This window comes from Sandaracinaceae bacterium, assembly GCA_016706685.1.
In the GTDB taxonomy this organism is placed as follows: Bacteria; Myxococcota_A; Polyangia; order Polyangiales; family Houyiibacteriaceae; genus JADJJE01.
In genome coordinates this window covers 85,221-106,694 of the sequence record JADJJE010000024.1, presented here as the reverse complement: position 1 = coordinate 106,694, position 21,474 = coordinate 85,221, and the positions used below count along the sequence as shown (strand labels likewise).

The 21,474-nt window shown below is 67.0% G+C and carries 15 protein-coding genes and 2 pseudogenes; 13 read left to right on the top strand and 4 right to left on the bottom strand.

Translation table 11 applies throughout. The annotated features are described in order from the left end of the window. Nucleotides 1–58 precede the first annotated feature (58 nt). From IPI43_24995 to IPI43_24985, 3 genes and pseudogenes are all read left to right on the top strand, one after another. Nucleotides 59–719 (top strand): annotated as a pseudogene (locus IPI43_24995) (ATP-binding protein). A 597-nt stretch (nucleotides 720–1,316) separates the two neighbouring features. Next, nucleotides 1,317–1,862: a hypothetical protein gene (locus tag IPI43_24990; GenBank protein MBK7777343.1), complete on the top strand. Its 546-nt coding sequence runs from the start codon at nucleotides 1,317–1,319 to the stop codon at nucleotides 1,860–1,862. Between the two features lie 110 nt (nucleotides 1,863–1,972). Continuing rightward, nucleotides 1,973–2,230, top strand: a complete 258-nt coding sequence (locus IPI43_24985; GenBank protein MBK7777342.1) for a hypothetical protein — start codon at nucleotides 1,973–1,975, stop codon at nucleotides 2,228–2,230. Nucleotides 2,231–2,263: 33 nt separating this feature from the next. Here the strand turns inward: IPI43_24985 and IPI43_24980 are convergent, their stop codons facing one another. Together IPI43_24980 and IPI43_24975 are read right to left on the bottom strand one after the other, a co-directional pair. Beyond that, entirely contained in the window at nucleotides 2,264–3,589 is a 1,326-nt protein-coding gene (locus tag IPI43_24980) for a sel1 repeat family protein (GenBank protein MBK7777341.1), read from the bottom strand. Nucleotides 3,590–3,781: 192 nt separating this feature from the next. Beyond that, complete coding sequence (locus tag IPI43_24975; protein MBK7777340.1) at nucleotides 3,782–4,384, bottom strand: hypothetical protein; 603 nt, start codon at nucleotides 4,382–4,384, stop codon at nucleotides 3,782–3,784. 250 nt (nucleotides 4,385–4,634) lie between these two features. Between IPI43_24975 and IPI43_24970 the strand changes: the two are divergent. Next, nucleotides 4,635–5,765, top strand: a pseudogene (locus IPI43_24970) (transposase). 100 nt (nucleotides 5,766–5,865) lie between these two features. Here the strand turns inward: IPI43_24970 and IPI43_24965 are convergent. Both IPI43_24965 and IPI43_24960 read right to left on the bottom strand, forming a co-directional pair. Beyond that, nucleotides 5,866–8,205, bottom strand: coding sequence for a heavy metal translocating P-type ATPase (locus IPI43_24965; protein ID MBK7777339.1), 2,340 nt, complete (start codon nucleotides 8,203–8,205; stop codon nucleotides 5,866–5,868). Next, nucleotides 8,202–8,534 carry a helix-turn-helix transcriptional regulator gene (locus IPI43_24960; protein ID MBK7777338.1) on the bottom strand — a complete coding sequence of 111 codons (333 nt, stop codon included), beginning with the start codon at nucleotides 8,532–8,534 and terminating at the stop codon, nucleotides 8,202–8,204. The genes IPI43_24965 and IPI43_24960 overlap by 4 nt, the downstream gene beginning before the upstream one ends. A 137-nt stretch (nucleotides 8,535–8,671) precedes the next feature. On the opposite strand from IPI43_24960, the gene IPI43_24955 reads away from it, so the two are divergent. The 9 genes from IPI43_24955 (at nucleotide 8,672) to IPI43_24915 (ending at nucleotide 20,680) form a co-directional block, all read left to right on the top strand. Next, a complete protein-coding gene (locus IPI43_24955) occupies nucleotides 8,672–9,088 on the top strand; it encodes a BlaI/MecI/CopY family transcriptional regulator (protein MBK7777337.1) in 417 nt (138 codons plus the stop codon). Next, nucleotides 9,085–10,107 carry a hypothetical protein gene (locus tag IPI43_24950; GenBank protein ID MBK7777336.1) on the top strand — a complete coding sequence of 341 codons (1,023 nt, stop codon included), beginning with the start codon at nucleotides 9,085–9,087 and terminating at the stop codon, nucleotides 10,105–10,107. Before IPI43_24955 ends, IPI43_24950 begins: the two co-directional genes overlap by 4 nt. Before the next feature lie 88 nt (nucleotides 10,108–10,195). Beyond that, nucleotides 10,196–11,446, top strand: coding sequence for a TolC family protein (locus IPI43_24945; protein ID MBK7777335.1), 1,251 nt, complete (start codon nucleotides 10,196–10,198; stop codon nucleotides 11,444–11,446). Next, entirely contained in the window at nucleotides 11,443–12,675 is a 1,233-nt protein-coding gene (locus IPI43_24940; GenBank protein ID MBK7777334.1) for an efflux RND transporter periplasmic adaptor subunit, read from the top strand. Before IPI43_24945 ends, IPI43_24940 begins: the two co-directional genes overlap by 4 nt. A gap of 9 nt (nucleotides 12,676–12,684) precedes the next feature. Continuing rightward, on the top strand, nucleotides 12,685–15,810 hold the full coding sequence (locus tag IPI43_24935) for an efflux RND transporter permease subunit (GenBank protein ID MBK7777333.1): 3,126 nt from the start codon (nucleotides 12,685–12,687) through the stop codon (nucleotides 15,808–15,810). Further along, nucleotides 15,807–17,792 carry a heavy metal translocating P-type ATPase gene (locus tag IPI43_24930; GenBank protein MBK7777332.1) on the top strand — a complete coding sequence of 662 codons (1,986 nt, stop codon included), beginning with the start codon at nucleotides 15,807–15,809 and terminating at the stop codon, nucleotides 17,790–17,792. The genes IPI43_24935 and IPI43_24930 overlap by 4 nt, the downstream gene beginning before the upstream one ends. Nucleotides 17,793–17,797: 5 nt before the next feature. Then, the gene (locus tag IPI43_24925) at nucleotides 17,798–18,424 is read left to right on the top strand and encodes a methyltransferase domain-containing protein (protein MBK7777331.1); all 627 of its coding nucleotides are present in this window, start codon (nucleotides 17,798–17,800) and stop codon (nucleotides 18,422–18,424) included. Nucleotides 18,425–18,437: 13 nt separating this feature from the next. Next, nucleotides 18,438–19,313 carry a metallo-mystery pair system four-Cys motif protein gene (locus tag IPI43_24920; protein MBK7777330.1) on the top strand — a complete coding sequence of 292 codons (876 nt, stop codon included), beginning with the start codon at nucleotides 18,438–18,440 and terminating at the stop codon, nucleotides 19,311–19,313. 113 nt (nucleotides 19,314–19,426) lie between these two features. Continuing rightward, nucleotides 19,427–20,680 carry a hypothetical protein gene (locus IPI43_24915; protein ID MBK7777329.1) on the top strand — a complete coding sequence of 418 codons (1,254 nt, stop codon included), beginning with the start codon at nucleotides 19,427–19,429 and terminating at the stop codon, nucleotides 20,678–20,680. Nucleotides 20,681–21,474 lie beyond the last annotated feature (794 nt).

The following is a 21,474-nucleotide window of genomic DNA, read 5'->3' as shown; positions in this document are numbered from 1 at the left end:
CGACTTCGATGACGTCGCCGCGAACGCCATCAAGAAGCGATGGTCGCCCACCCAGCTGATGGAACACATCGTGACGATCGAGGAGCAAGAGCGCTCGCGGCGAAGCCTCGAGCGTCGGCTGCAGCTCAGCAAGCTCGGCCACTTCAAGCCCGCCTCTGACTTCGATTGGAAGTGGCCTGACCGCATCAACGCCGACGCCGTGCATGCGGCGCTCGACCTCGACTTTCTGCGCGAGGGGAAGAACGTGGTGCTCGTCGGCGCGCAGGGTCTGGGCAAGACCATGCTCGCGAAGAACATCGCGCACGCCGCAGTCATGGGCGGGTACTCCGCCATCTTCATCACGGCCGCCGACCTGCTCCTCGACCTCGCCAGCCAAGAGTCCACGCGCCCTCGCGCGGCGGGTGAAGCACTACGCGCGCGTGGCCTGTCTCTGCATCGACGAGATCGGCTACCTCGAATACGAGCAGCGCGCGGCAGACCTGCTCTTCCAGATCGTCTCGAAGCGCTACGAGAGCAAGTCCCTCGTCCTCACCACCAACAAGTCCTTCAGCGAGTGGTCCACCATCTTCCCCGGCGCCGCGTGCGCAACGGCCCTCGTCGACCGCGTCGTCCACCACGCAGACGTGATCCTCATCGAGGGCAAGAGCTACCGCCTACGCGAGTCGACCCAGTCTGAACAGACCTCCGCTGCCAAGAGGACGCCCACCAAGAAGAAGTGACCCAGCGCCTGTGGCCCGCTCGGCGCGGGCCGCAGGCACGACCACGGCGGTGGTCAGATTCCTACGCTCAGACGTGGCCGCCAACAACGAAAGGCCGCCTCGCTGCGGAAGCAAATGCTGGCGGGCCCGGGCTGAGTTGCCAGCAAAGTTCCACGAGACGGCTGGGAGCGGGATGGTGTCTCGACGGGCGGTGCGGTCGCCATCGCCACCGCGAGCGCCGCGCTCGTGAGCCTCTCGATCGCAACGGCTGGGACGACAGCACGACGTCGATGGCACCTCAGCCTCGACCTCCGCCGTCGTCCGGTCCCGCAGTTCGGTCGACAGTGCCGCCGGCACAGGCGGACGACCGGCCCGACTGAGCACGCCGACTGACTACTCAGCGGTTTTCCACGTACGCGATGGCGGCTTCAACATTCGAACGAATCTGGAGACTCGGGTGGGCGCCGCGCAGGACGAGATGATTGCGTGCGTCAGCCCGGCCGAGGTCGAAGCGCTCATCGCCAGCGCGGGCTTCACCGCACCGGCCTCGTGTTTCCAGGCGCGCTCATGCGGGGATGGGTCACGACACGCCTTCCTGGCTAGGCTAGACTATCTGGCATGACTAGGACGGGGACGCTTCTTGTGGTGTTGTGTGTTGCTACTGCGGGATGCGGTTCGTCGCCACAGACACGCGCCGACGACAGCGGCACCAACACCCCCGACGGTGGCCAGGAGAGCGACCAAGGCGCCGGCCTACGGGACGCAGGCAGCGTGGACTCAGGCAGCGTGGACTCAGGCAGCGTGGACGCCGACTGCGCCTGCCCTGAGAGTGAGCCGTGCTGCGATGACGCCTGCGGCTTCCGCCCCGCGACCTATCGCTGCCAGGGGCCGCTCGAAGCCACACGCGTGCGCAACGTCTGCACTGGGGTCTGCGGTGGCACGGCCGTCCCCGAGTTCGAAGTCCAGTACTGCACCGGCGCCTCCAGCGCCTGCGACGGAGCCACCGCCTGGTACGACCACATCATTTGCCCCATCGTGCCCCCTTGCTCCGGCTTCCACGTCTGTGACCCCGGCGAGCGCTGCGTGCCCTTCGACCCCATGCCCGTGGCGGACCTCACCTCCATGGACATGCTGTGCGAGCCCCGCGCCAGCTGCAGCCCGTGAATACGTCACCGATGCCACTGTTCGGCACAGGACACTCACTATTCCCAACGGGGAACCAAGGATCGTCATCGCACGCGAGTGTCAACGCATCTTTCTCGCCGCCCAGGGTCGTGGCTGCGCTGACGCTGGGCCTTCTCACGCCGCCCGCGCGCGCATCGGCGCAGCAGCAGCCTCCCGAGGAGGAGGCCCCGTTCCCCATGGAGGTGGCCAACGCACACCCGCTCCCGTCGCTGAAGTCGCCCGTCATCTTGCTGGCCATCGGTTCGCTCTTCCTCTCAGCAGGTGCTCTCAACCTCGGGTACGCCGTCGCGCCCAACAGCGGCTGCGCGGATGAGTTCTACAGTGGACGAGCGACCGGCGAGCGGTGAAGAGCTAGGAGATGCTCATGCGCGCGACCAAAGTCAGCGCGCTGCCGCGACCAACTCACATGCGCCTTGGTGGCCCAGCTCGCACGCGCGTTGGAACGACGCGCGTGCGGCCGCCGGGTCGCGGGGCTGTCCACCCAGGCCGCCCCTTTGGTAGACGCCAACGTTGTGACACCCGTCGCTGTTGCCTCCCTCGCACGCCGACTGCATGAAGCCGAACGCGGCCGCCCGGTCCATGGGGAGCTCCGCGGTCCCCTCGTGCAGAGTCACCCCGATAAAGCCACACACACCGGCGTTGCCCTCGGAGCATGCGGCCCGTAGCTGAGTCAGCGCAGGCTCGGTGGCGATGGGGACACCTCGCCCCAAGAGCTGGTTTTCTTGCTCGTTCAAGCAGCCAACGGCGTCGTGCAGCTCGCACGCGCGATGGTAGCTGGCTGCCGACGCGGGTAGGTCCATCTCAACACCTCGCCCCAAGCGCAGCGCGGACCCGAGGTTGACGCAGCCGACCGCGGCGCCCCCGTCGCAGCCCCTTCGGAAAAAGCTCACGGCCCGCGCCTGGTCTTGAGCGACGCCGGTGCCAGCGCGCAGCAGCTCGCCGTAGGCGGCGCAGCAGCGCGCGTCACCAAGCTCGCACCCGCGCGCCCACATGGTCCCCCCCAGCGCCGCGCTGGACTCGGAGCCAGCGGCGTCTCGGAGGTGGAGGCCCGCGTTGAGGCACCCCGACTTAGAGCCCAGCTCGCAGGCGCGCTGTTCGAAGCGCTGCATCGCGGCGGCATCGGGGGCATCCGCGTCGCTCGCGTAGCGGCGTGACGCGTTGAAGCAGGCGTCCGCGTCACCATCGGCGCAGCGCGCCTCTTGCTGGGCCGGCGGGAACGGCAGGCCGCAGCTCACGCTGTGGTTCGACGAGTTGGGTGTGACCGACGCGAACCCCATGCAGAACGTTCCGTCGCGCGTCCCCGTGAAGGAGTAGTCGTTGTCCCCTTCGTCACCGGGCGGTGTCCAGCTCTCGATGGCGATGCCTTGTTCGGCGACGAGCGCGCGCGCTGCTGCGTCCGCGTCGAACCCCAGATTGACGACGCCTCCGGTCAGCACGTGCCCAACGCACACGAGGAGCAGCAGCGCGTTCACCGCGGCGGCCCCCCAATTTCGGGAGCGGGCCGCGAGCGCGAAGCCAACAAACGCGGCCAGAGCGCCGACGCCGCCAGCGATCAGAGAGATGGGTCGTAGGCCGTTCAGGTCGAGCGTGAGGCCAAATGGCAGCGCGGCGCACACCAGCGCGACGGCCGCGGGCCCCGAAAGGTAGCGACGCCAGCCGGGCGCTTGCAGCGCCTCCAGAAGCTCGTCGTCCTCTTGCTCACTCATCGCACCCACCTTCTGTGCGACGAGGCTATGCGCCGAGCTCGCCGGAGGTCAACGCTGATGTGGCCGGACTTGCCCTGGTTCGCCGGCTTCGGTGCGGATGGTCACCATCCCTGCGTCCTCCTCGTAGAGCATGACGTGCTTGCCCATCGTGGCGCGGTGAGCAGGAGAGGGCGGTGAGCGTCGAGGTCGCTCTCAGGAGCGCAGGCAAAGCGTCGGTTGAAGGCATCTCGGAAGTGAGCATCGAGGAAGTCGTTCGCCGCGACGATGTCGCTGATGCCCTGGAGTCTCAGCTCCTTCACGAGTCGGTCCTGCAGCGTCCTGTTGGCGCGCTCGACGCGGCCCTTGGCGGGTGCGGAGTTGGCGCACAGGACGTCGATGTTCAGGTCCTGCATGGCGCGCCCGAACTGCGTCAGGCCCGTGCCGCCATGGTCCTTGAGATTCACTCGGAAGATGCTCGCCTTGTCGCTGTAGAACGCGACCGGCCGGCCATGCTGCTGGAGGTAGCGCTGCACGCACTCGAAGTACCCAAAGGTGGTCTCGCCTTCGACGAAGCGCACCTCCATGAGCTCGCTCGTCGCGTCGTCGACGAACACCAGCAGGAGACGGCTCGCGGAGCACGGTCCTCGAACCAGTTGTGGTCGCTCCCGTCGATCTGGATGAGCTCACCTGGATGAGTTCACCACGGCAGGCTCGTCGATGCCGGTTGCTGCGTCGGCCACGGCTCTGGGAGACGAGGCCAGCAGGCCCGTGCGCCTCATAGGCCCGGCACAGACGTCGCACCGTGCGCGCGGTCACGCCGAGCTGGCGGGCCGCGTCGCGCTGCGACAGGCGCCGATCGATGACGTTCCAGCAGCCGGTGCATAACCTCGCTGCGATCCAATTCTCGGTGGCTCATGGTCAGGTAGGCGGCAGACATGCGCGCGATCCTCCGACCTCCGGGGACCCGACATTTCTATAAAACGCCTTGTACGAACCGGCTTGATGGGTGACAGGGCTATCCGGCTTGATGGGTGACACCTGCACGGCGCCTCGCGAGGATCGCGAGATGCCGTGGGAAGTGACATCTATAATGAACGAACGAAGCCGCTTCATCGAGGCGAAGCTGAGGGGCGAGCACGAGTCGATGGCTGAGCTCTGCAGAGCCTTCGGGGTGAGTCGAAAGACTGGGTACAAGTGGTGGGAGCGCTTTGAGCAAGGAGGCACAGCGGCCCTGCACGATCGCTCTCGCCGCTGGCAATCTCACCCCCACAGCACGGACCCGGTGATGGTGGAGATGCTTGTCGCGACGCGTCGAGCGCACCCGACGTGGGGCCCCAAGAAGCTGCATGCGTGGCTAAGGGGGAAGGGCTACTCACCCCCGGCACCGAGCACCATCGGCGTGATTCTGCGCAAGGAGGGCTGCATTCGGCCCGCGCGAAAGAGGGCGCGACCGGGCGAATTCAACGACGGTCTTAGCGCCCAGGACGTCCCCAACGCCGTGTGGAGCGCGGACTTCAAGGGCTGGTTCCGACTCAAGGCCGGACACAAGTGCTACCCGCTGACGATCACGGACGGCTACAGCCGCTACCTGCTGCGCTGCACCGCGCTCGAGCATCCCGACATGCTGGCTTCGCGCGAAGTGTTCGACGCGGCCTTCGTGGAGTTTGGTCTCCCGACGACACTGCGGACCGACAACGGCACGCCGTTCTCCGGCGTGTACGGCGTCAGCGCGCTCTCCGTGTGGTGGGTGAAGCTCGGCATCCAGCCTGAGCGCATCGAGCGCGGCAAGCCCACGCAGAACGGTCGACACGAGCGGATGCACCGAACGCTGAAGGCAGACGCCATTGGTTCAGCTGCCATCGGCCGCGGCATCCACTCGCAGCAGCGCGTCTTCGACCACTTTCGCCACGAGTACAACAGCGAGCGGCCCCATGAGGCGCTCGGAATGAGCACGCCGGACACGTTCTACGAACCGTCCAACCGGACCTATCCGAGGAAGCTCGAGTCACCCGAGTACCCAGCTGACTGGCTCGTGCACCGCGTCCGCCGAGACGGTTCGATACGACTGGGAGACGAGGACCTCTTCGTGTCCGCCGCGCTGCGAGGTGAGCCTGTGGGACTGGAAGAGAGCTCCGAAGGAGAGTTGCGCATCCACTACGGACCGCTGCACCTCGCGACCATCACGGCCAAGGGGAAGCTCACACGAGGCACTCGACGACGCACGCAGCCACAGCTCGACGATCCCAAACGCGAGATCGTCCCGATCCCGTCTGCAAAGTGACCACGCTGCCGCCAAGTCATCGGGCCCCCTGGACGTCACGAGAGACCAGCGTACCACCTTCGTGGCGGCCAATCCCGGCCTCGGGTGACCGCAACAGCCGGAGGGCGTTGAATACCACGAGGAGCGAGGCCCCCATGTCCGCGGCGATCGCTCCCCAGAGCGACGCTACCCCGGCGAACGTGAGCACGACGAACAGCGCCTTGATCCCGAGGGCGAACGCGGCGTTGGCGCGGATGACCCGGAGCGTGCGACGGGAGTGCCGGACGAGCCACGCGATCTTGCGGAGGTCGTCCCCCATGAGGGCCACGTCGGCGGTCTCGATAGCGACGTCGGTGCCTGCCACGCCCATCGCGATACCGAAGGAGGCGCGCGCCAACGCAGGGGCGTCGTTCACGCCGTCGCCGACCATCGCGATGGCGCCGTACTGGCGCTCCAGGGCCTCGACCTCGCGGACCTTGTCGGCAGGGAGGAGCTCGGCGCGCACGTCCTCGATGCCGACCGCACCAGCCACCGCTTCCGCAGTCGCACGGTTGTCGCCCGTGAGCACGACGATGTGCCCGATCTCGCGCTTGAGCGCGGCGACTGCCGCCGCCGCATCCGGGCGTACGGCGTCGGCCACGCCGAGCAGGCCGCACACATGGTCGTCGTTCCCCACCACGACGACCGTGCAACCCGCAGAGGACATGGCAACGAGACGTGCATGGACCTCCGGGGTTTCTTGGCCGCGCTCCTCCAGCCACCTGTGGGAGCCGAGCCAGAACGTGCGCCCCTCGATCGTTCCCTCGGCACCCCTGCCGGCTACAGAGCGCACGTCGCTCGCGGCCACGGGTGTGATGCCGAGGCTCCGCGCGTGGTCGAGGACCGCCATCGCGATCGGGTGCTCGGAGCGCGCCTCGACCGCAGCCGCGCGGGCGAGGAGGCTGCGCTCGTCGTGGCCGTTGAGGGGGACCACCTCGACCACGCGCGGGCGCCCCTCGGTGAGGGTCCCGGTCTTGTCGACCGCGAGCACCTTCAGCGAGGCCGGAATCTCCACGAGCCGGCCTCCCTTGAGCAGGACGCCGTGGCTGGCCGCCGCAGCGAGCGCCGCAACGATGCTGACGGGTGTGGCGATGACGAGCGCGCACGGACAGCCGATGACGAGGAGGACGAGCGCTCGGTAGATCCAGACGTCCCAGGCCCCTCCGAGGAGTAGCGGCGGGACCAACGCGACGGCGATCGCCAGCGCGAGCACCACGGGTGTGTAGACGCGGGCGAAGCGATCCACCCACTGCTCCGACTCGGAGCGCTTCGCCTGGCTGTCCGCGACCATCCGTACGATGCGCGCGAGCGTCGTGTCCGAAGCAGCCTTCGTGGAGACGATCTCCAGCGCGCCGCCGCCGTTGATGGTGCCCGCGAAGACCTCGTCGCCCGCTTGTTTCGAGACGGGCACGCTCTCTCCGGTGATGGGCGCCTGGTTCACCTCGCTCCGGCCGGCATGGACGCGTCCGTCGAGGGGAAACCGCTCTCCCGGCCGCACGTAGACGACGGTGCCCGGGGACACCGCAGCGGGCTCGACCTCGACTTCGACGCCCTCCTGGACGATCCGCGCCCGCTCCGGGGCCAGCCGAAGGAGCGCGGCCACGGACCTGCGCGCGCGGCCTACGCTCCAGGCCTCGAGCGCGAGCGACAACGCGAAGAGGAAGGAGACGGTCGCCGCCTCGAACCACTCGCCGAGGGACAGGGCCCCCGCCACGGCGATCGCCATGAGGAGGTTCATATCGGGGCGGAGCGTTCGCGCCGCGTACCAGGCCTTGGGGAGCACGATCCAGAGCCCCGCGCCGATGGCGACGGCGTACGCGGCGCGGGCCGACCACGGGACGGCCTCGGCGAGCCCAGCACCCTCGGAGCCGATCGCAGCGGACACGCCGGCGAGGGCTACATGCAGCCCGAACCCGAGCGCCGTCCCGATCCCGCTGGCGGCCGCGAGCGTGTCGCGCAGGCCCCAGGGGTGGGCTGCCTCGGGGACCGTGCTCTTCGGCTCGACCCACGGCTCCGCGCGCATCCCCGTCGCGGAGACAGCACGGATGATGTCAGCAGCGGGCACGTCCGCGCGGACGCGCATCCGACCGTTTAGTGGATCGAACTCCAACGACTCCTCCGGCACCAGCGGGTTCAAGGCGCGCCGGAGCACCCCGACCTCCTCGGCGCAGTCCATCCCGTGGATCTTGAAGTCGATGGCGATGTCGGCGGGCGACGTCGTGAGGGTCGGCTGCGCCGCCGGCCGCGTGGGCGGTGCCACCTTCGAGCTCACGGTAGAACCGGCCGCCTCTGGCTCGCACGCGGTCCCGCAGCCGCAGGCTTCGTTTTCCTGGCTCATCGTTCCTCCTCGGCAGAGTGGGTCGGCCCCTCGGCCGCGTGGCGTATGGCGTCCTCGACGATGCAGCCCACGTGGTCGTCCTGGAGCTGGTACATCACGCGCTTGCCTTTCCGCTCGGTCAGGACGAGGCGCGCTTCCCGAAGCTGCCGCAGGTGGTGGGACATCGCGCTCTGCTCGACGGAGAAGGCCTCTACGAGCTCGCCGACCGAAGCGGGACCGCGTCGGTGGAGCCACGAAAGCACGGCGAGACGCACGGGATGGGCCATCACCGCGAGCAGGTCAACGGCGCGTTCGACCGCCAGATCAGCCGGAAACAAGGTGTCCGTCATGTGTTCATCACCTGATGCCCGCTTCATATGATGAGTGCATCATGCATGCAAGGCGAACGGCGCACCCCCGTTGACAGACCAATTGTCAGAACCTACTATCCAACCTAGTAAGTCAACCTGTTGCTGTAGGACTCTCCATGTCGTTCCGTATCCGCCCCGGCAAACGCGGCATCGAGCTGCGTCTCCACGACCTCGAAGCGGTCATCATGGAGGTCGTCTGGAGCAAGCGGCTGACGTCTTTCGCCGTGAGCGAAGTGCTTGCCGAGCTCGAGAAGCGGCGCGAGATTGCCTACACCACGGTCATGACCACCGTCGCCCGGTTGCACGACAAGGGCGTGCTCGATCGCGTGCGCGACGGTCGACGGTACCTCTACTCGCCGAAGCTCACACGCGAGCAGTTCTTGGAATCGACCGCTTGGACAGTCCTCGATGAAGCCGTCGGTGGCCAGACAGCGATGGCGATGCTGGTAGACAAGGTGTCCGAGGCTTCGGCAGGAGAGCTCGACGCTCTAGAGCAACTTATCCGGCAGCGTCGTGAGGAGCTCGGTTCGTGACCGAGGCCGCGTTTCCGGTCTTGGGAGCAGCCTTCGTGCTGATGTGCCTACTGCCCGTGTGCTCACTTCTCGCCAAGGGCGTGCTGTGGCAGTTGGAGCAAGGTGAACGTGGTGCGGCCCTTCACGGTCTCGACCTGCGCTACGTGCTCCTCACTGGTGCCAGCGTACTGCCCATCGTGTGGTTCTTGTCGGCAGGGCTGCATCAGGTGTGGTCGGGCGGTTCGGCGCTCGTATGCCTCTTGGACCATGGCGCCTCCGAGGAGTGCGTCGAAACGACCTTCTTCTTTCTGGCCCTGTTTTGCCTGACCATCCTGTTGGCTTGGCCAGCCTGGCGCGAGCACGTTGCGCCGCCAACGGCGTCCCCCGATGTGACTCGCGCGCTGAACGAGCGTCTCGACCGAATCTTCAAGGGCCACGCCGCTCTCAACCATCTTTGCGGTCGGGTACGCGCCACCAGCGTGCCTGACTTCGCCATCGGGACGCACGGCCTCCTTCGCCCATGTGTGTTCGTGGGCATGGAGTTCGCTGCCAGACTGTCGGATGAGATGCTGGCGAGCGCGCTCGGTCACGAGAGCGAACACGTACGCTCGCTCGATCCCCTGCGGTACATGGTGTTGAGGGCCACCCAGGCGGTCAATCCGCTGGGGCGCCGGCTGCTCGAGCCGCACGTCGCTCGCTGGTACGCCGCTCGGGAGGCGCATTGTGACCGCGAGGCTGTGATTCGCGGATCGTCGCCGTTGCCGCTAGCCCAAGCCATCCTGCAGGCTGCGCGTCCGAGCCCGCGGGAGTTGGTTGCGCTTGGCGCTCGCGATGCCGTCCTGCTCACATTTCGTATTCGAATGCTGATGGCATTTTCGGAGCGGCTGCCAACGCGCTGCTGCGATAGCGGCCCTGCGGCGGGGCCCAGCGTGCTCCTGTTGCTCGTGCTCGCGGTCGTCCTTCCTGGCCAGATCGGCTCGACTGCGCTCGACGCCCTGCACGCAGGCAGCGAGCACGCGGTCCACTACTTCGTGAGGTGAATGATCCATGCGACTCCCCGTCCCCATCGACACGCCGAAACCTACTACCCGACGTAGTAGCCACACGGCCCTTATCCTGCTGGCGCTCGTGAGCGGCCAACCCTGTGCCGTTGCCGCACAACCGGGATCTGAGCCCGTCACGCTCCCTCAAATCCTGGAGTTTGCCGACGCCAACGCGCCAGTCTTGCGCGCTGCTCGCAGCACGCGGGCTCGCGCCGACGCGTCCGCTGTCGCGGCGGCGCCACGGATGCCGTCGAACCCGGAGATCACGGTCTACGTGGGGCCTCGCTTCGGTGAGGTGGGCACCGGAGTAGACGTGCAGGTGTCACTCATGCAGGAGATCCAGATCGGTGGCGAGCGCGGGCTCCGGGTCGAGGCATCCCAGCACTTCCGCACCCAGACGGAGGCCGAGATCGACCAGGTGCGCTGGTTCGTGCATGCAGACGTCCACGCGGCTTTTCATCGCGCGCTCGTCGAGCGTGAACGAGCGAGGCTTGCCGAGCGCGTGGTCGCGTTCCAAACCGACATCCTGCGGGTGGTGGAACGCCAGATAGCAGCTGGCTCGGAGGCGCCGCTCGCACTGCGACTCGCGCAGGCCGAGGTGGCCCAGGCGCAGCAGCAGTTGGTCGCGGCGCAGCAGGCATACGCCGCCTCGTGCATCCGCCTCGCGCAGCTGTCGGGCTGGCCAGTCACCACCCCGCCCGAACCCGTTGGACATGCGGAGTCCCCCACCGAACCTCCGCCCCTCGCGCAGCTACAGGCGCGAGCGCGCGAGCGCGTGCCGAGCGTGGTTGCAGGTCGTGCCCGGGTCCGCACCGCCGTCGCGCGCGTCGCCGTTGCCGACCGGGAGGCTTGGCCTCGCCCTACAGTCGGCGTCCAGTACAACCGTGAGGGGAGCCCCACGCGTGCCGGGGCATTCGACATCATCATGGGTGTGGTTTCGGTGCCGATTCCCAGCTTCCAGACCAACCAGGGTGCTCGCGCGATGGCGCGCGCAGAGGTAGTGGTCGCCGAAGCTGAGCTGCAGGCCACGCTCGACCTTCTGGACGGTCAAATCGCCGAGGCGCACAGCGCGACCACGGCCGCCGCACTTCGCGCGCTCGCGTACGGGACCGAGATCCTGCCGCGTTTCGAAGACAATCTGACCCTTCTCCGGCGCTCGTTCGAGCTGGGTGAGATCGACATTCTGTCGCTGTCGACCGGGCGCGAGCGTTTCCTCCGCATCCAGAGCGACGCTCTCTCGGCCCAGCTCGACTACTTCGTCATGTCGGCGTGGCTCGAGCGGGTCGTTGGTGTGGAGCTCTGGAACGACGAACAACACGATGGGGCCACGCCATGAACCGAACCAAGTCGTTGATCATTCTCAGTGCGCTCTGGGCAGTCGGTTGCTCCGGGACAGCGGAAGACGAGCACGAACACCACGAGGGCGAGGCCCACGATGAAGGTGAGGGGCACGGCGAGGAGGGCGCGGGGCATGACGGGGAGGAGAGCGGAGCACACGACGAGACGGAGGGGGAAGAGAGCGGAGCGCACGAGGGCGAAGTGCACGTGTCACCCGAGGCGCAGGAGCGCGCCGGGATACGCGTCGGGCGGGCCGAGCGCAGGGCGTTGCGGGGAGGTGTGGCAATCCCTGCCGAGGTTCAGTTCGAGCCCAGCAGCATCGCTCACGTGAGCCCCCTCGCTCCCGGCCGGATCACGGCGGTGTCCGTTGCACTCGGGGACGCCGTCCGCCGGGGACAGGTGCTCGGTGTCGTGGCCTCCATCGACGTCTCCACAGCACGCGCAAGTCTCAACCAGGCGCGCACCCGGCTCACCGCCGCAGAGGCGACGTTGCGCCGCCAGCAGCAGCTCGCGTCCGAGGGAATTGGTGCGCAACGCGAACTCATCGGCGCCGAGGCACAAGTGGGCGAGCTGCGGGCGGAGGTGGAGGGCCTGCAGCGACAGTTATCCGTGTTCGGTTCGGGGCGAGCTGGCGAGCTGTCCCTGGTCTCCCCGATCGATGGTGTGGTGGTCGCTCTGCATGGGACCCTGGGGGAGACGGCCACGCCCGAACAGCCGGTGTTCATCGTCACCGACCCGCTCCGCGTCTTCGTCCGTGGGAACGTACCCGAACTCGAGATCAGCCAAGTTTCCACGGGCGCTGCGGTCTTGGTACGAATCCATGCCTTTCCGGACCTCGTGATGTCCGGGACCGTCACCTACGTGGCGCCTGCACTCGACGAAGCAACACGCTCCCTCCCCGTACGGGTGACCCTCGTGACGCCTGATGCGCGCCTGCGCAGCGGGCTCTACGGCAGCATCGAGCTGCTGGGCGGTAGCGCGGACGAGCGCCCGCTGGTGGTGCCCGTCGAGGCGATTGCGACACTGGACGGGCAGACGGTGGTCTTCCTAGTGGGACATGAGCCCAATAGCTTCGAGGTCCAGCCCGTCGCTCTCGGTCGGCGCGCAGGTGGTCTCATCGAGGTGCGCTCGGGCCTCGAGGAGGGGGCCGAGCTGGCTGTGAGCGGGGCGTTCACGCTGAAGAGCGCGGTCGAGAGCGGCGAGCTGTCTGCCGGTCACGCTCACTGAGGAAAAGCCATGAAGAAACTCCTAGAGTTCTGTCTCCAGTGGCGCCTCCTCGTCTTTGCGTTCGTCGTCATCGTGGCCGCGGTGGGTGCCCGCAGCGCATACGATCTCCCGATCGACGCCGTGCCGGACATCACCAATGTCCAGGTGCAGGTGCTGACCAATGTGCCTGCGCTCGGGCCTGTAGACGTGGAGCGCACCATCACGTTCCCCGTGGAGTCCTCCATGAGCGGACTCCCGGGAGTCGAGCAGATTCGAAGCGTGTCGCGCTTCGGCCTCTCGGCGGTCACGGTGGTCTTCGAGGAGGGGACCGACCTGCTCCGTGCGCGACAGCTCATCTCCGAGCGCCTAACTCAAGCGACAGAGCGACTCCCTCCGGGGGCGTCTCCCGAGATGGGACCGCTCAGCTCCGGTCTCGGCGAGATCTTCCAGTTCGAGGTGCGTGCAGAGGTCATGTGCGAGGAGGGCGCGGAAGACACCGAGGCTTGCTACACACCGATGGAGTTGCGCTCGCTGCTGGACTGGTTCGTGGCCTACGAGCTGCGCTCCGTGCCAGGCGTGGTGGAGGTCAACGCCTTCGGAGGTGCGCTGAAGACCTACGAGGTGGAGGTGCTCCCCGAGCGCTTGCGCGCTCTCAACGTCTCGCTGAACGACCTCTTCGAGGCGCTCGAGCGCAACAACGCCACCGCCGGCGGTGGCTACCTCACGCGCTCCGGCGAGCAGCTGCTGGTTCGCGGCGAGGGGCGCATTCAGAGCCTCGACGAGATCGGCGATGTGCTCATCGAGACACGCGCAGACGGCGTCCCAGTGCGCGTGCGCGACGTGGGTCGCGTCCACTTGGCGCCGCTCATTCGCCAGGGCGCGGTGACCCGCGATGGTCGCGGCGAGATCGTTACTGGCATCGTCATGATGCTGGTGGGCGCGAATGGCCGCGAGGTGGTCGACGACGTGAAGGCGCGTATCGCGCAGATCGCGCCGTCGCTGCCTCCCGGTGTCCGCATCGACGTCTTCTACGACCGCTCGGACCTCGTGAACCGCACGATCCGGACGGTGGGCATCAACCTAGCCGAGGGCGCGCTCTTCGTGATCGGGGTCCTCTTTCTGCTCTTAGGGAGCATTCGCGGGGGGCTCATCGTTGCGGCCGCGATCCCTTTTGCCATGTTGGTGGCCTTCACCGCGATGAAGGCGCTGGGCCTCAGCGGCAACCTGATGAGTCTTGGGGCCATCGACTTCGGCATCGTGGTCGACGGGTCGATCATCGTCGTCGAGAACGCTGTCGTGTACCTGGCTGCGGCGGCGCGCGGGCGCGCGAGCCCCATGACGTATGCCGAAGCGTCGGAAGTGGTGCTGCAGTCCACCCTGGGCGTCCGCAAAGCCGCGACGTTCGGCGAGGCCATCATCGTCATCGTCTACATCCCCATCCTCACGCTGGCGGGCATCGAGGGAAAGATGTTCAAGCCCATGGCCATCACGGTGCTCTTCGCGCTGCTCGGCGCGTTCATCGCATCGCTCACGTTCGTCCCCGTGCTGGTGGCTACCTTCATGCGGCAGCACACGGAGGAGCACGAACCGTTCGTGGTGCGCCTGCTGCATCGCGTGTATCCGGCCACGCTGGCTCCCTTGATGAAGGTCCCAAAGGTGGTGATGGGCGTGTCGCTCGTGCTGCTGGTGCTCTCGGGGGTGGTGGCCTCCCGGCTCGGTGCCGAGTTCGTGCCGCGCCTGGACGAGGGCGCCATCGCGATTCAGGTGCTGCGGCTCCCCAGCGTGTCCCTCGAGGAGAGCGTGCTTGGGGCCACACGCTTCGAAACCGTGCTACGTGAGTTTCCCGAGGTAGTCACCGTGGTCTCGAAGACGGGACGCGCAGAGATCGCCACGGACCCGATGGGCGTCGAGCTGTCCGACGCCATCGTCATACTGCGTCCTCAGGATGAGTGGACCACCGCGACCACACGCGAGGAACTGGTGGAGCGTATGTCGGCCCGGCTCACCGAGGCGCTGCCGGGCCTGGGCTTTTCGTTCTCCCAGCCCATCGAGCTGCGCATGGCCGAGCTCATCAGCGGCACGCGCTCCGACGTGGCCATCACCATCTATGGCGACGACCTCGCGACCCTCGAGCGCCTTAGCTTGGAGACGCAGGCCGTGGTCCGCGAGGTGACCGGGGCGTCCGACGTGCGTGGCGAGCAACTGGCGGGTCTACCCACGCTGGACGTCACCATCGACCGGGCGGCGGCGTCGCGCTACGGCATCTCGGTGCGCGACGCGCTCGACGCCATCGAGGCTCTCGGTGGCCGGGGCGTGGGCGAAGTCTACGAGGGCGAGCGCCGCTTTCGGCTGCAGGTGCGCGTGCCGCAGTCCTTGCGCGACGACATCGATCAAGTGCGCCACCTTCCTGTGAGTGGCGAGGGTGGTCCCCTGGTCCCGCTCGGGCAGATCGCCAGCATCCAGGTGGTGGACTCGCCCGCCAGCGTCAGCCGCGAGGCGGTGCGGCGCCGGACCAGTGTGGAGACGAATGTGCGCGGACGTGACCTCGCGTCGTTCGTGGGTGAAGCGCAGGAGCGTGTGCGTCGCGACGTGGACGTGCCCCCTGGCTACGTCCTACGCTGGGGCGGCCAGTTCGAGAACCTCAGCGCCGCCGTCGGCCGACTGGCGGTGGCGGTGCCCATGGCCCTCGCGCTGATCTTCATCCTGCTCTACATGGCGTTCGGGCAGATCAAACCGGCGCTGCTCATCTACCTCAACGTGCCCTTCGCCGCGGTGGGAGGCATCTTCCTCCTCGCAGCACGTGGCATGCCGTTCTCCATCAGCGCCGCGATTGGCTTCATCGCGCTCTTCGGAATCTCGGTGCTGAACGGAGTAGTGCTGCTGACCACGATCAAGGTGCTGCGCGAAGCCGGAGCGGGTCCGCTCGAAGCTGCACAGAAGGGGGCCGAGTCCCGCCTTCGCGCCGTGACGATGACCGCGACGGTCGCTGCGCTGGGGTTCATCCCCATGGCCCTGTCGTCCAGCGCTGGCGCAGAAGTGCAACGGCCGCTCGCCACCGTGGTCATCGGAGGTCTCGTCAGCGCGACCTTCCTGACGCTCTTCGTGCTGCCCACGGTTTACGCTTTCGTCTACCGCAAGGAGGAGGCGGCTTCATGACGAAGCACGAGGCACACGCTGGCCACGGCGAGCACGGGCATGACAGTGGCCCGCTGGGGGAGCGCTCGGAGCTCATCTTCAGCCTCGCCTGCACTGCGCTCACGGGTACGGGCTGGGCGCTGGGGCGCTTCGATGTCCAGGCGAACACCTCGACTGCGCTCTTCGTCATCGCATACGTGTTGGGAGCCTGGTTTTCGCTCAAGGAGGTTACGGTCGCTCTGCGCGAGCGCAAGTTGGAGATCGACTCCCTGATGCTGCTCGCCGCAGCGGGGGCCGCCATTCTGGGAGAGTGGTTCGAGGGAGCACTTCTCCTCTCGCTGTTCACTCTTGGTCACGCCCTCGAAGGGTATGCGATGCGGCGTGCTCGCAGCGCCATCGAGGCCCTCAGCGAGCTCGTGCCTGAGACCGCGCTGCTCATCCTCGAGGGCGACGAGACCAAAGAGGTGCCAGTCGCAAAGCTGGTGCCGGGCGACCGGGTCTTGGTGAAGCCCAACACACGCCTGCCTGCCGATGGCGTGGTCAGTGCGGGGACCAGCAGCGTGAATCAGGCACCGATCACCGGAGAGAGCGTCCCTGCGGACAAGCAACCCGTGCCTGACCTCGCGGCGGCGCTGGCGGCCGGCGATGCGGTCGAGGCACAGCACCGCGTCTTCGCGGGCACGATCAACGGTGCCGGAGTGTTGACTGTCGTGGTGACGAAGGTCGCCGGTGACAGCACGCTGGCGCGCGTCGTGAAGATGGTGGCTGAGGCCGAGACACAGCAGTCCCCCACCCAGCAGTTCACCGAGCGGTTCGAGCGCATCTTCGTCCCAGCCATACTCTGCGTGGTGGTGGTGTTGCTCTTCGCTTGGGTGGTGATCGACGAACCGTTCACCGCCAGCTTCTACCGCGCCATGGCAGTGCTCGTAGCGGCCAGCCCCTGCGCCCTGGCCATCGCGACCCCCAGCGCGGTGCTGTCCGGGGTGGCGCGCGCAGCCCGCGGTGGCGTTCTGGTGAAGGGTGGAGCGCACCTCGAGTCGCTCGGGCTGATCCGGGCCATCGCGTTCGACAAGACCGGCACCCTCACCGAGGGCAAGCCGAAGCTCACGGATGTGGTCGTGGTTGATGCAGCGACCGAGGACGAGCTGCTCTCCATCGCCAGCGCAATCGAGGCCCAATCCGACCATCCTCTCGCCAGCGCGATCGTACGCGGAGCGCGAGAGCGGCAGCCGAACCTGAGCGTCCACGATGCTACGAACGTCGAGGCTGTGATCGGCTACGGCGTGCGAGGCACGGTCGGCGGGCAGCCGGTGACCATCGGCAAGCCGGGCCTCTTCGCGCTCGACGGTGAACTCACCCCCAAGGTGGCCGAGGCGGTCAACGAGCTCGAAAGGGGAGGGCGCACGGTGATGGTCGTCAGGGCCGGGGCCCGTTACCTGGGTGTCCTCGGTGTGATGGACACTCCCCGCGAGAGCGCTCGGGAGGTGGTCGCCGCGCTCCACGCGCTGGGGATCGAGCAGACCATCATGCTCACCGGTGACAATCAGCGGGTGGCGGATGCCGTCGCGAAACACGTGGGCATCACGGTTGCGCGCGGAGACATGCTGCCCGAGCAGAAGGTCGCAGCTATCGCCGAGCTGGCTCAGTCGCGGAGCCGGGTGGCCATGGTCGGTGATGGTGTGAACGACGCACCAGCGATGGCGAACGCCACGGTGGGCATCGCGATGGGCGCGGGTGGCTCCCACGTGGCTCTCGAGACGGCGGACGTAGCCTTGATGGCCGATGACCTCCGCGCGCTACCGTTCGCGGTGGGTCTCAGTCGCGCAGCCCGCCGAGTCATTCTCCAGAATCTGTGGGCGAGCCTGGGGATGGTGGTCTTCCTGGTTCCGGCGACCATCTTTGGCTTCGCCAACATTGGCATGGCGGTCGCGCTGCACGAAGGGTCGACTCTAGTGGTCGTGGCAAACGCGCTGAGGCTGCTCGCATACAAGCACCGAGGGTGAGGAACATGACCGACGAAGGGCGGAAATACTGGGACACGCACGCGAAGAACTACGACCGCTCGATGGCGCTGCTCGGCAGGCCCATCCCGCGCATGGTCGAGCTGGCCGGAGAAGGGGTTCGCGGAGTCGCTCGGGTGCTCGAAGTAGCGGCAGGCACGGGCCTGGTCACGCCCGCTCTCGCGGCGGCGGCCAATGACGTCGTTGCAACTGACTACTCCGCAGCCATGGTCGCCACGCTCCAGCGACGCGTCGGCGATGCTGGACTGACCAATGTGCGCTTCGAGCAGGCGGACCTCTACGCCCTCCGATTCGAGCCCCATACTTTCGACGCCGTCGTTGCGGCGAACGTGCTTCATCTGGTTCCCGACCTCCGTGGCGCGCTCGCCGCGCTGCAGCGTGTCACGCGCCCGGGCGGGCGCATCATCGTGCCTACGTATTGCCATGACGAGACTGCGCTCTCTTGGCTCGTCTCCCGCGTGCTCGCCGTGACTGGGTTTCCTGGACACCGAAGGTTCACGGTTCGGAGCCTGCGCGAGGCCGTCGAGGCCGCTGGCGTGCGTGTCACGCGAAGCGAGACGCTCCCCGGTCTCATTCCCATCAGCTACATCGAAGGGACCTTCACCGATGAATGACTCGAATCTGAACGTGTTCGCACAGCGCTGCGTTGCATACATGGCGGCTCGCGCTCTGCAGCTGATGAGACTCGGCCTCGTCACTCCCGCCTTGCTCTTCAGCGCTTGCGATGCCGACTCGGCGCGGCAGCCAGTGACCTTGACGTTCAACGCGACGTTCGGCAGCGACCCGTTCGTGTGCGGTTCGCTCGCCACAGGCCTCGGTGCGACTGGCGACCAGAGCCTGACTATTCGGGATGTCCGCCTCTATGTGCATGATGTGCGGCTCGTGAACGCTAGCGGAGACGAAGTGCCGCTCGAGCTGGACGAGAACCCGTTTCAGCACGAGACCGTGGCCTACCTCGACTTCGCCAACAGCAATGACGTCGGCTGCGAAGGAAACCCCGAGACGCGCACGGTCATCGAGGGAACCGCACCCGAGGGCGACTACGTCGGCGTGCGTTTCACGGTGGGTCTTCCGTCCGAGGTGAACCACAGCGACGCCTCCATTGCGTCATCACCGCTGAACATCACCGACATGTTCTGGTCGTGGCAGAGCGGCTACAAGTTCATCCGCATCGATGGGGCCTCCGCTGCTCTTCCAGACTGGCGCTTCCACCTGGGCAGCACAGGCTGCGTGGGCAACCCCGCCTTGGGCGTTGTGACCACCTGTGCCGCCACAAACGACTTTGAGGTAGAGCTCGCCGACATGGATCTCGCGGCTGACAGTATCCGTTTGGACGTCGCCGAACTGCTATCGGACACGGACCTCGACACCAACGCGGTGGACACACCGCCGGGCTGCATGTCGAACGCCGACGACCCGGACTGCACGCCTTACTTCGAAGCACTCGGCATCGCGCACGGTGCGAGCCCAGCTGGCTCCCAGCGTGTCTTCAGCGTCAACTGACATTTGGGCTCGTCTTGGCTGCAAGCAAACAACTGAGAGAGGTGCATCACTTCGGGCGACATGGGTCGCTTCCACGGCCGGTCTGCCGCATGCGGCTTCGGCTGGCGTTCGCCATGGCCATACTGCTCCCTGCCGCTTCCGCGGCCGCGCACGGACGGCCCCTCGGTGTGAATCAACTGTTCCGTATCGACGGTCAGAACGTCCTCTTCACCACGCGAGGCCCCGTCGTCGAAGGCGACGACGGCGTCTATCGCTGGACGTGTTCCCAAGCGTATGGCGACACGGGTCAGACGCTGATCCCCAATCTGGCGCGCACTACGACCGGGACGCTACTAGCCGGGTCCATTGCAGGTCTGTACCGCCGCCCCGCAGGGGGGTGCGAGTGGATGCGTGCCACGAACGAGCTGCAGTTCGTGTACGTGGCCGATGTCTTCGCGTTGCCGGTGGCGGGCGCCCGAATCTTCGCAGTCACGGGCGACCCCATCCCCGACAACTACATCGCCCACAGCGACGACGACGGCGCGACGTTCACCATGGAAGTCGTCGAGGGGCGCATGCAGAGCGTGCGCGTAGCGCCCAGCGACCCGGACCGAGTGTTCGTGGCTGGATTCAGGCCTGGGGCCACGCCCATCGCGACGCCCGACGGCTTGTTGCTCTGGAGCGAGACGGCGGGCGTGAACTTCGAGACGCTGAGTGTGCCCCTCCTGGAGGGCGAGCGGACGTTGGTGATCACGCACGTCTCGAGCGCGAACCCCAGCCGGGTGTACCTACGCACAGTCACCACCCGCCAACCCGAGAGCCCCCCGGAGCGACTCCTACGCGTGGATGCGGCTCTCGGGGTGATCACCAATATGGTCGAGCGACGCCAGCTCCGAGGCGCGGCCGACGCGGGGGCGAACGGCGACGTCTGGGTCATCTCCGAGCCGGAGGGCGACGTAGGTGGGCTTCTACGCATCACAGAGAGCGGCGCAATCACTGTTCGCGACGCGACGCTGAACGCCAGCTGCGTCCTCGAGGATGCCAGCGGTCTCTACGTCTGCCCCATCCCACAAACAGGCACCGCGACGGCTCTGATGCGCTCCATCGATGGCGGACAGAGCTTCGTCAGCCTACTCGACTTCCGCGATGTAACTGTGACCGACGGCTGCACCGAGTCCGTGGAGAACATGTCGCTCTGCGTGCGGGACTTGGGTGACATCGCGCGCGACTCGTTGGCGTTGGCACCCCTTCCGCCCGATCCTCCTCCTGAAGATGGGTGCAACGTGCTCCGGCCAGATGCGGGTAGAACCCCGTTCGTGTTGGCGAGCGCCATTGTCGCCATCGCCGCGCTAAGGGGTTCAAGGCAAATCCGACGCCGTGCACCATGACCCGAGACGACGGACGCGACATCTACCAGCTTTTCATCGAACGGAACGGACGCCTCCCGCTGGCACAGCCAAGGGCGGCGGTGCGACAATATGCCGCGTTCCCCACGGTCATGGCTGTATCTATGATGCACCCCATCGCGCTGGGACAACGCGCGGAAGGACGGGTTCGCATGCGCTGAACTTCGCTGTGGGGCCAACGCCACCCAGCTCGGTCAATCGGTACTCGAGGAGTACGCCAGCAGTCTCAGCGCGTTGGCGACCATGAGCAGCGTCGAGCCAGCGGAAGGGCAGCAGGCGGCGCGACGGAACACCGGCTCGTCCGTTCTGCGCCACCTCGCGGCTCGACGCCATGCCATCGCCCGCAGACGAAGTCCCCGCCGGGTCGGTCATCCTTGCGCACCTAGGCACTGACACCTCGAAGCCGCAGGGACCACGGACTTCTCGGTCGCCAGCGTGGGGCCAAAGTCCGCGTGTGGCGGCACAACGTGGCCAATCCCGGCCTGCCGGTTGCTGCGGCGGCCACACTGAACTCATCGGGCGACGAGCTCGCCCAGCTGGCGGGCCGCGTCGCGCTGCGAAGCCCGGTCTGACGATCTGTCTACCCATGATCCTGCCTCGCACCAGGGCGAACCCGACATTTCAACCTACACCTCGTACTTCGCAGAATACATATTATGTAAACTTTTTGAATGACCCTGATTTGGCTGTGCCGATGCACCGCCATGGACCGTTCGCTGGCCAATCGACTCTCCCCAGGCACCTCCTGTTACGCAGTGCCACATGGGCGTGGTTGT

Bases quoted from the DNA above. Each gene is read 5' to 3' on its own strand.
- IPI43_24990 (MBK7777343.1), top strand. From the start codon at position 1,317: ATGACTAGGACGGGGACGCTTCTTGTGGTGTTGTGTGTTGCTACTGCG.
- IPI43_24980 (MBK7777341.1), bottom strand. From the start codon at position 3,589: ATGAGTGAGCAAGAGGACGACGAGCTTCTGGAGGCGCTGCAAGCGCCC.
- IPI43_24965 (MBK7777339.1), bottom strand. From the start codon at position 8,205: ATGAGCCAGGAAAACGAAGCCTGCGGCTGCGGGACCGCGTGCGAGCCA.
- IPI43_24960 (MBK7777338.1), bottom strand. From the start codon at position 8,534: ATGACGGACACCTTGTTTCCGGCTGATCTGGCGGTCGAACGCGCCGTT.
- IPI43_24955 (MBK7777337.1), top strand. From the start codon at position 8,672: ATGTCGTTCCGTATCCGCCCCGGCAAACGCGGCATCGAGCTGCGTCTC.
- IPI43_24940 (MBK7777334.1), top strand. From the start codon at position 11,443: ATGAACCGAACCAAGTCGTTGATCATTCTCAGTGCGCTCTGGGCAGTC.
- IPI43_24935 (MBK7777333.1), top strand. From the start codon at position 12,685: ATGAAGAAACTCCTAGAGTTCTGTCTCCAGTGGCGCCTCCTCGTCTTT.
- IPI43_24930 (MBK7777332.1), top strand. From the start codon at position 15,807: ATGACGAAGCACGAGGCACACGCTGGCCACGGCGAGCACGGGCATGAC.
- IPI43_24925 (MBK7777331.1), top strand. From the start codon at position 17,798: ATGACCGACGAAGGGCGGAAATACTGGGACACGCACGCGAAGAACTAC.
- IPI43_24915 (MBK7777329.1), top strand. From the start codon at position 19,427: ATGGCCATACTGCTCCCTGCCGCTTCCGCGGCCGCGCACGGACGGCCC.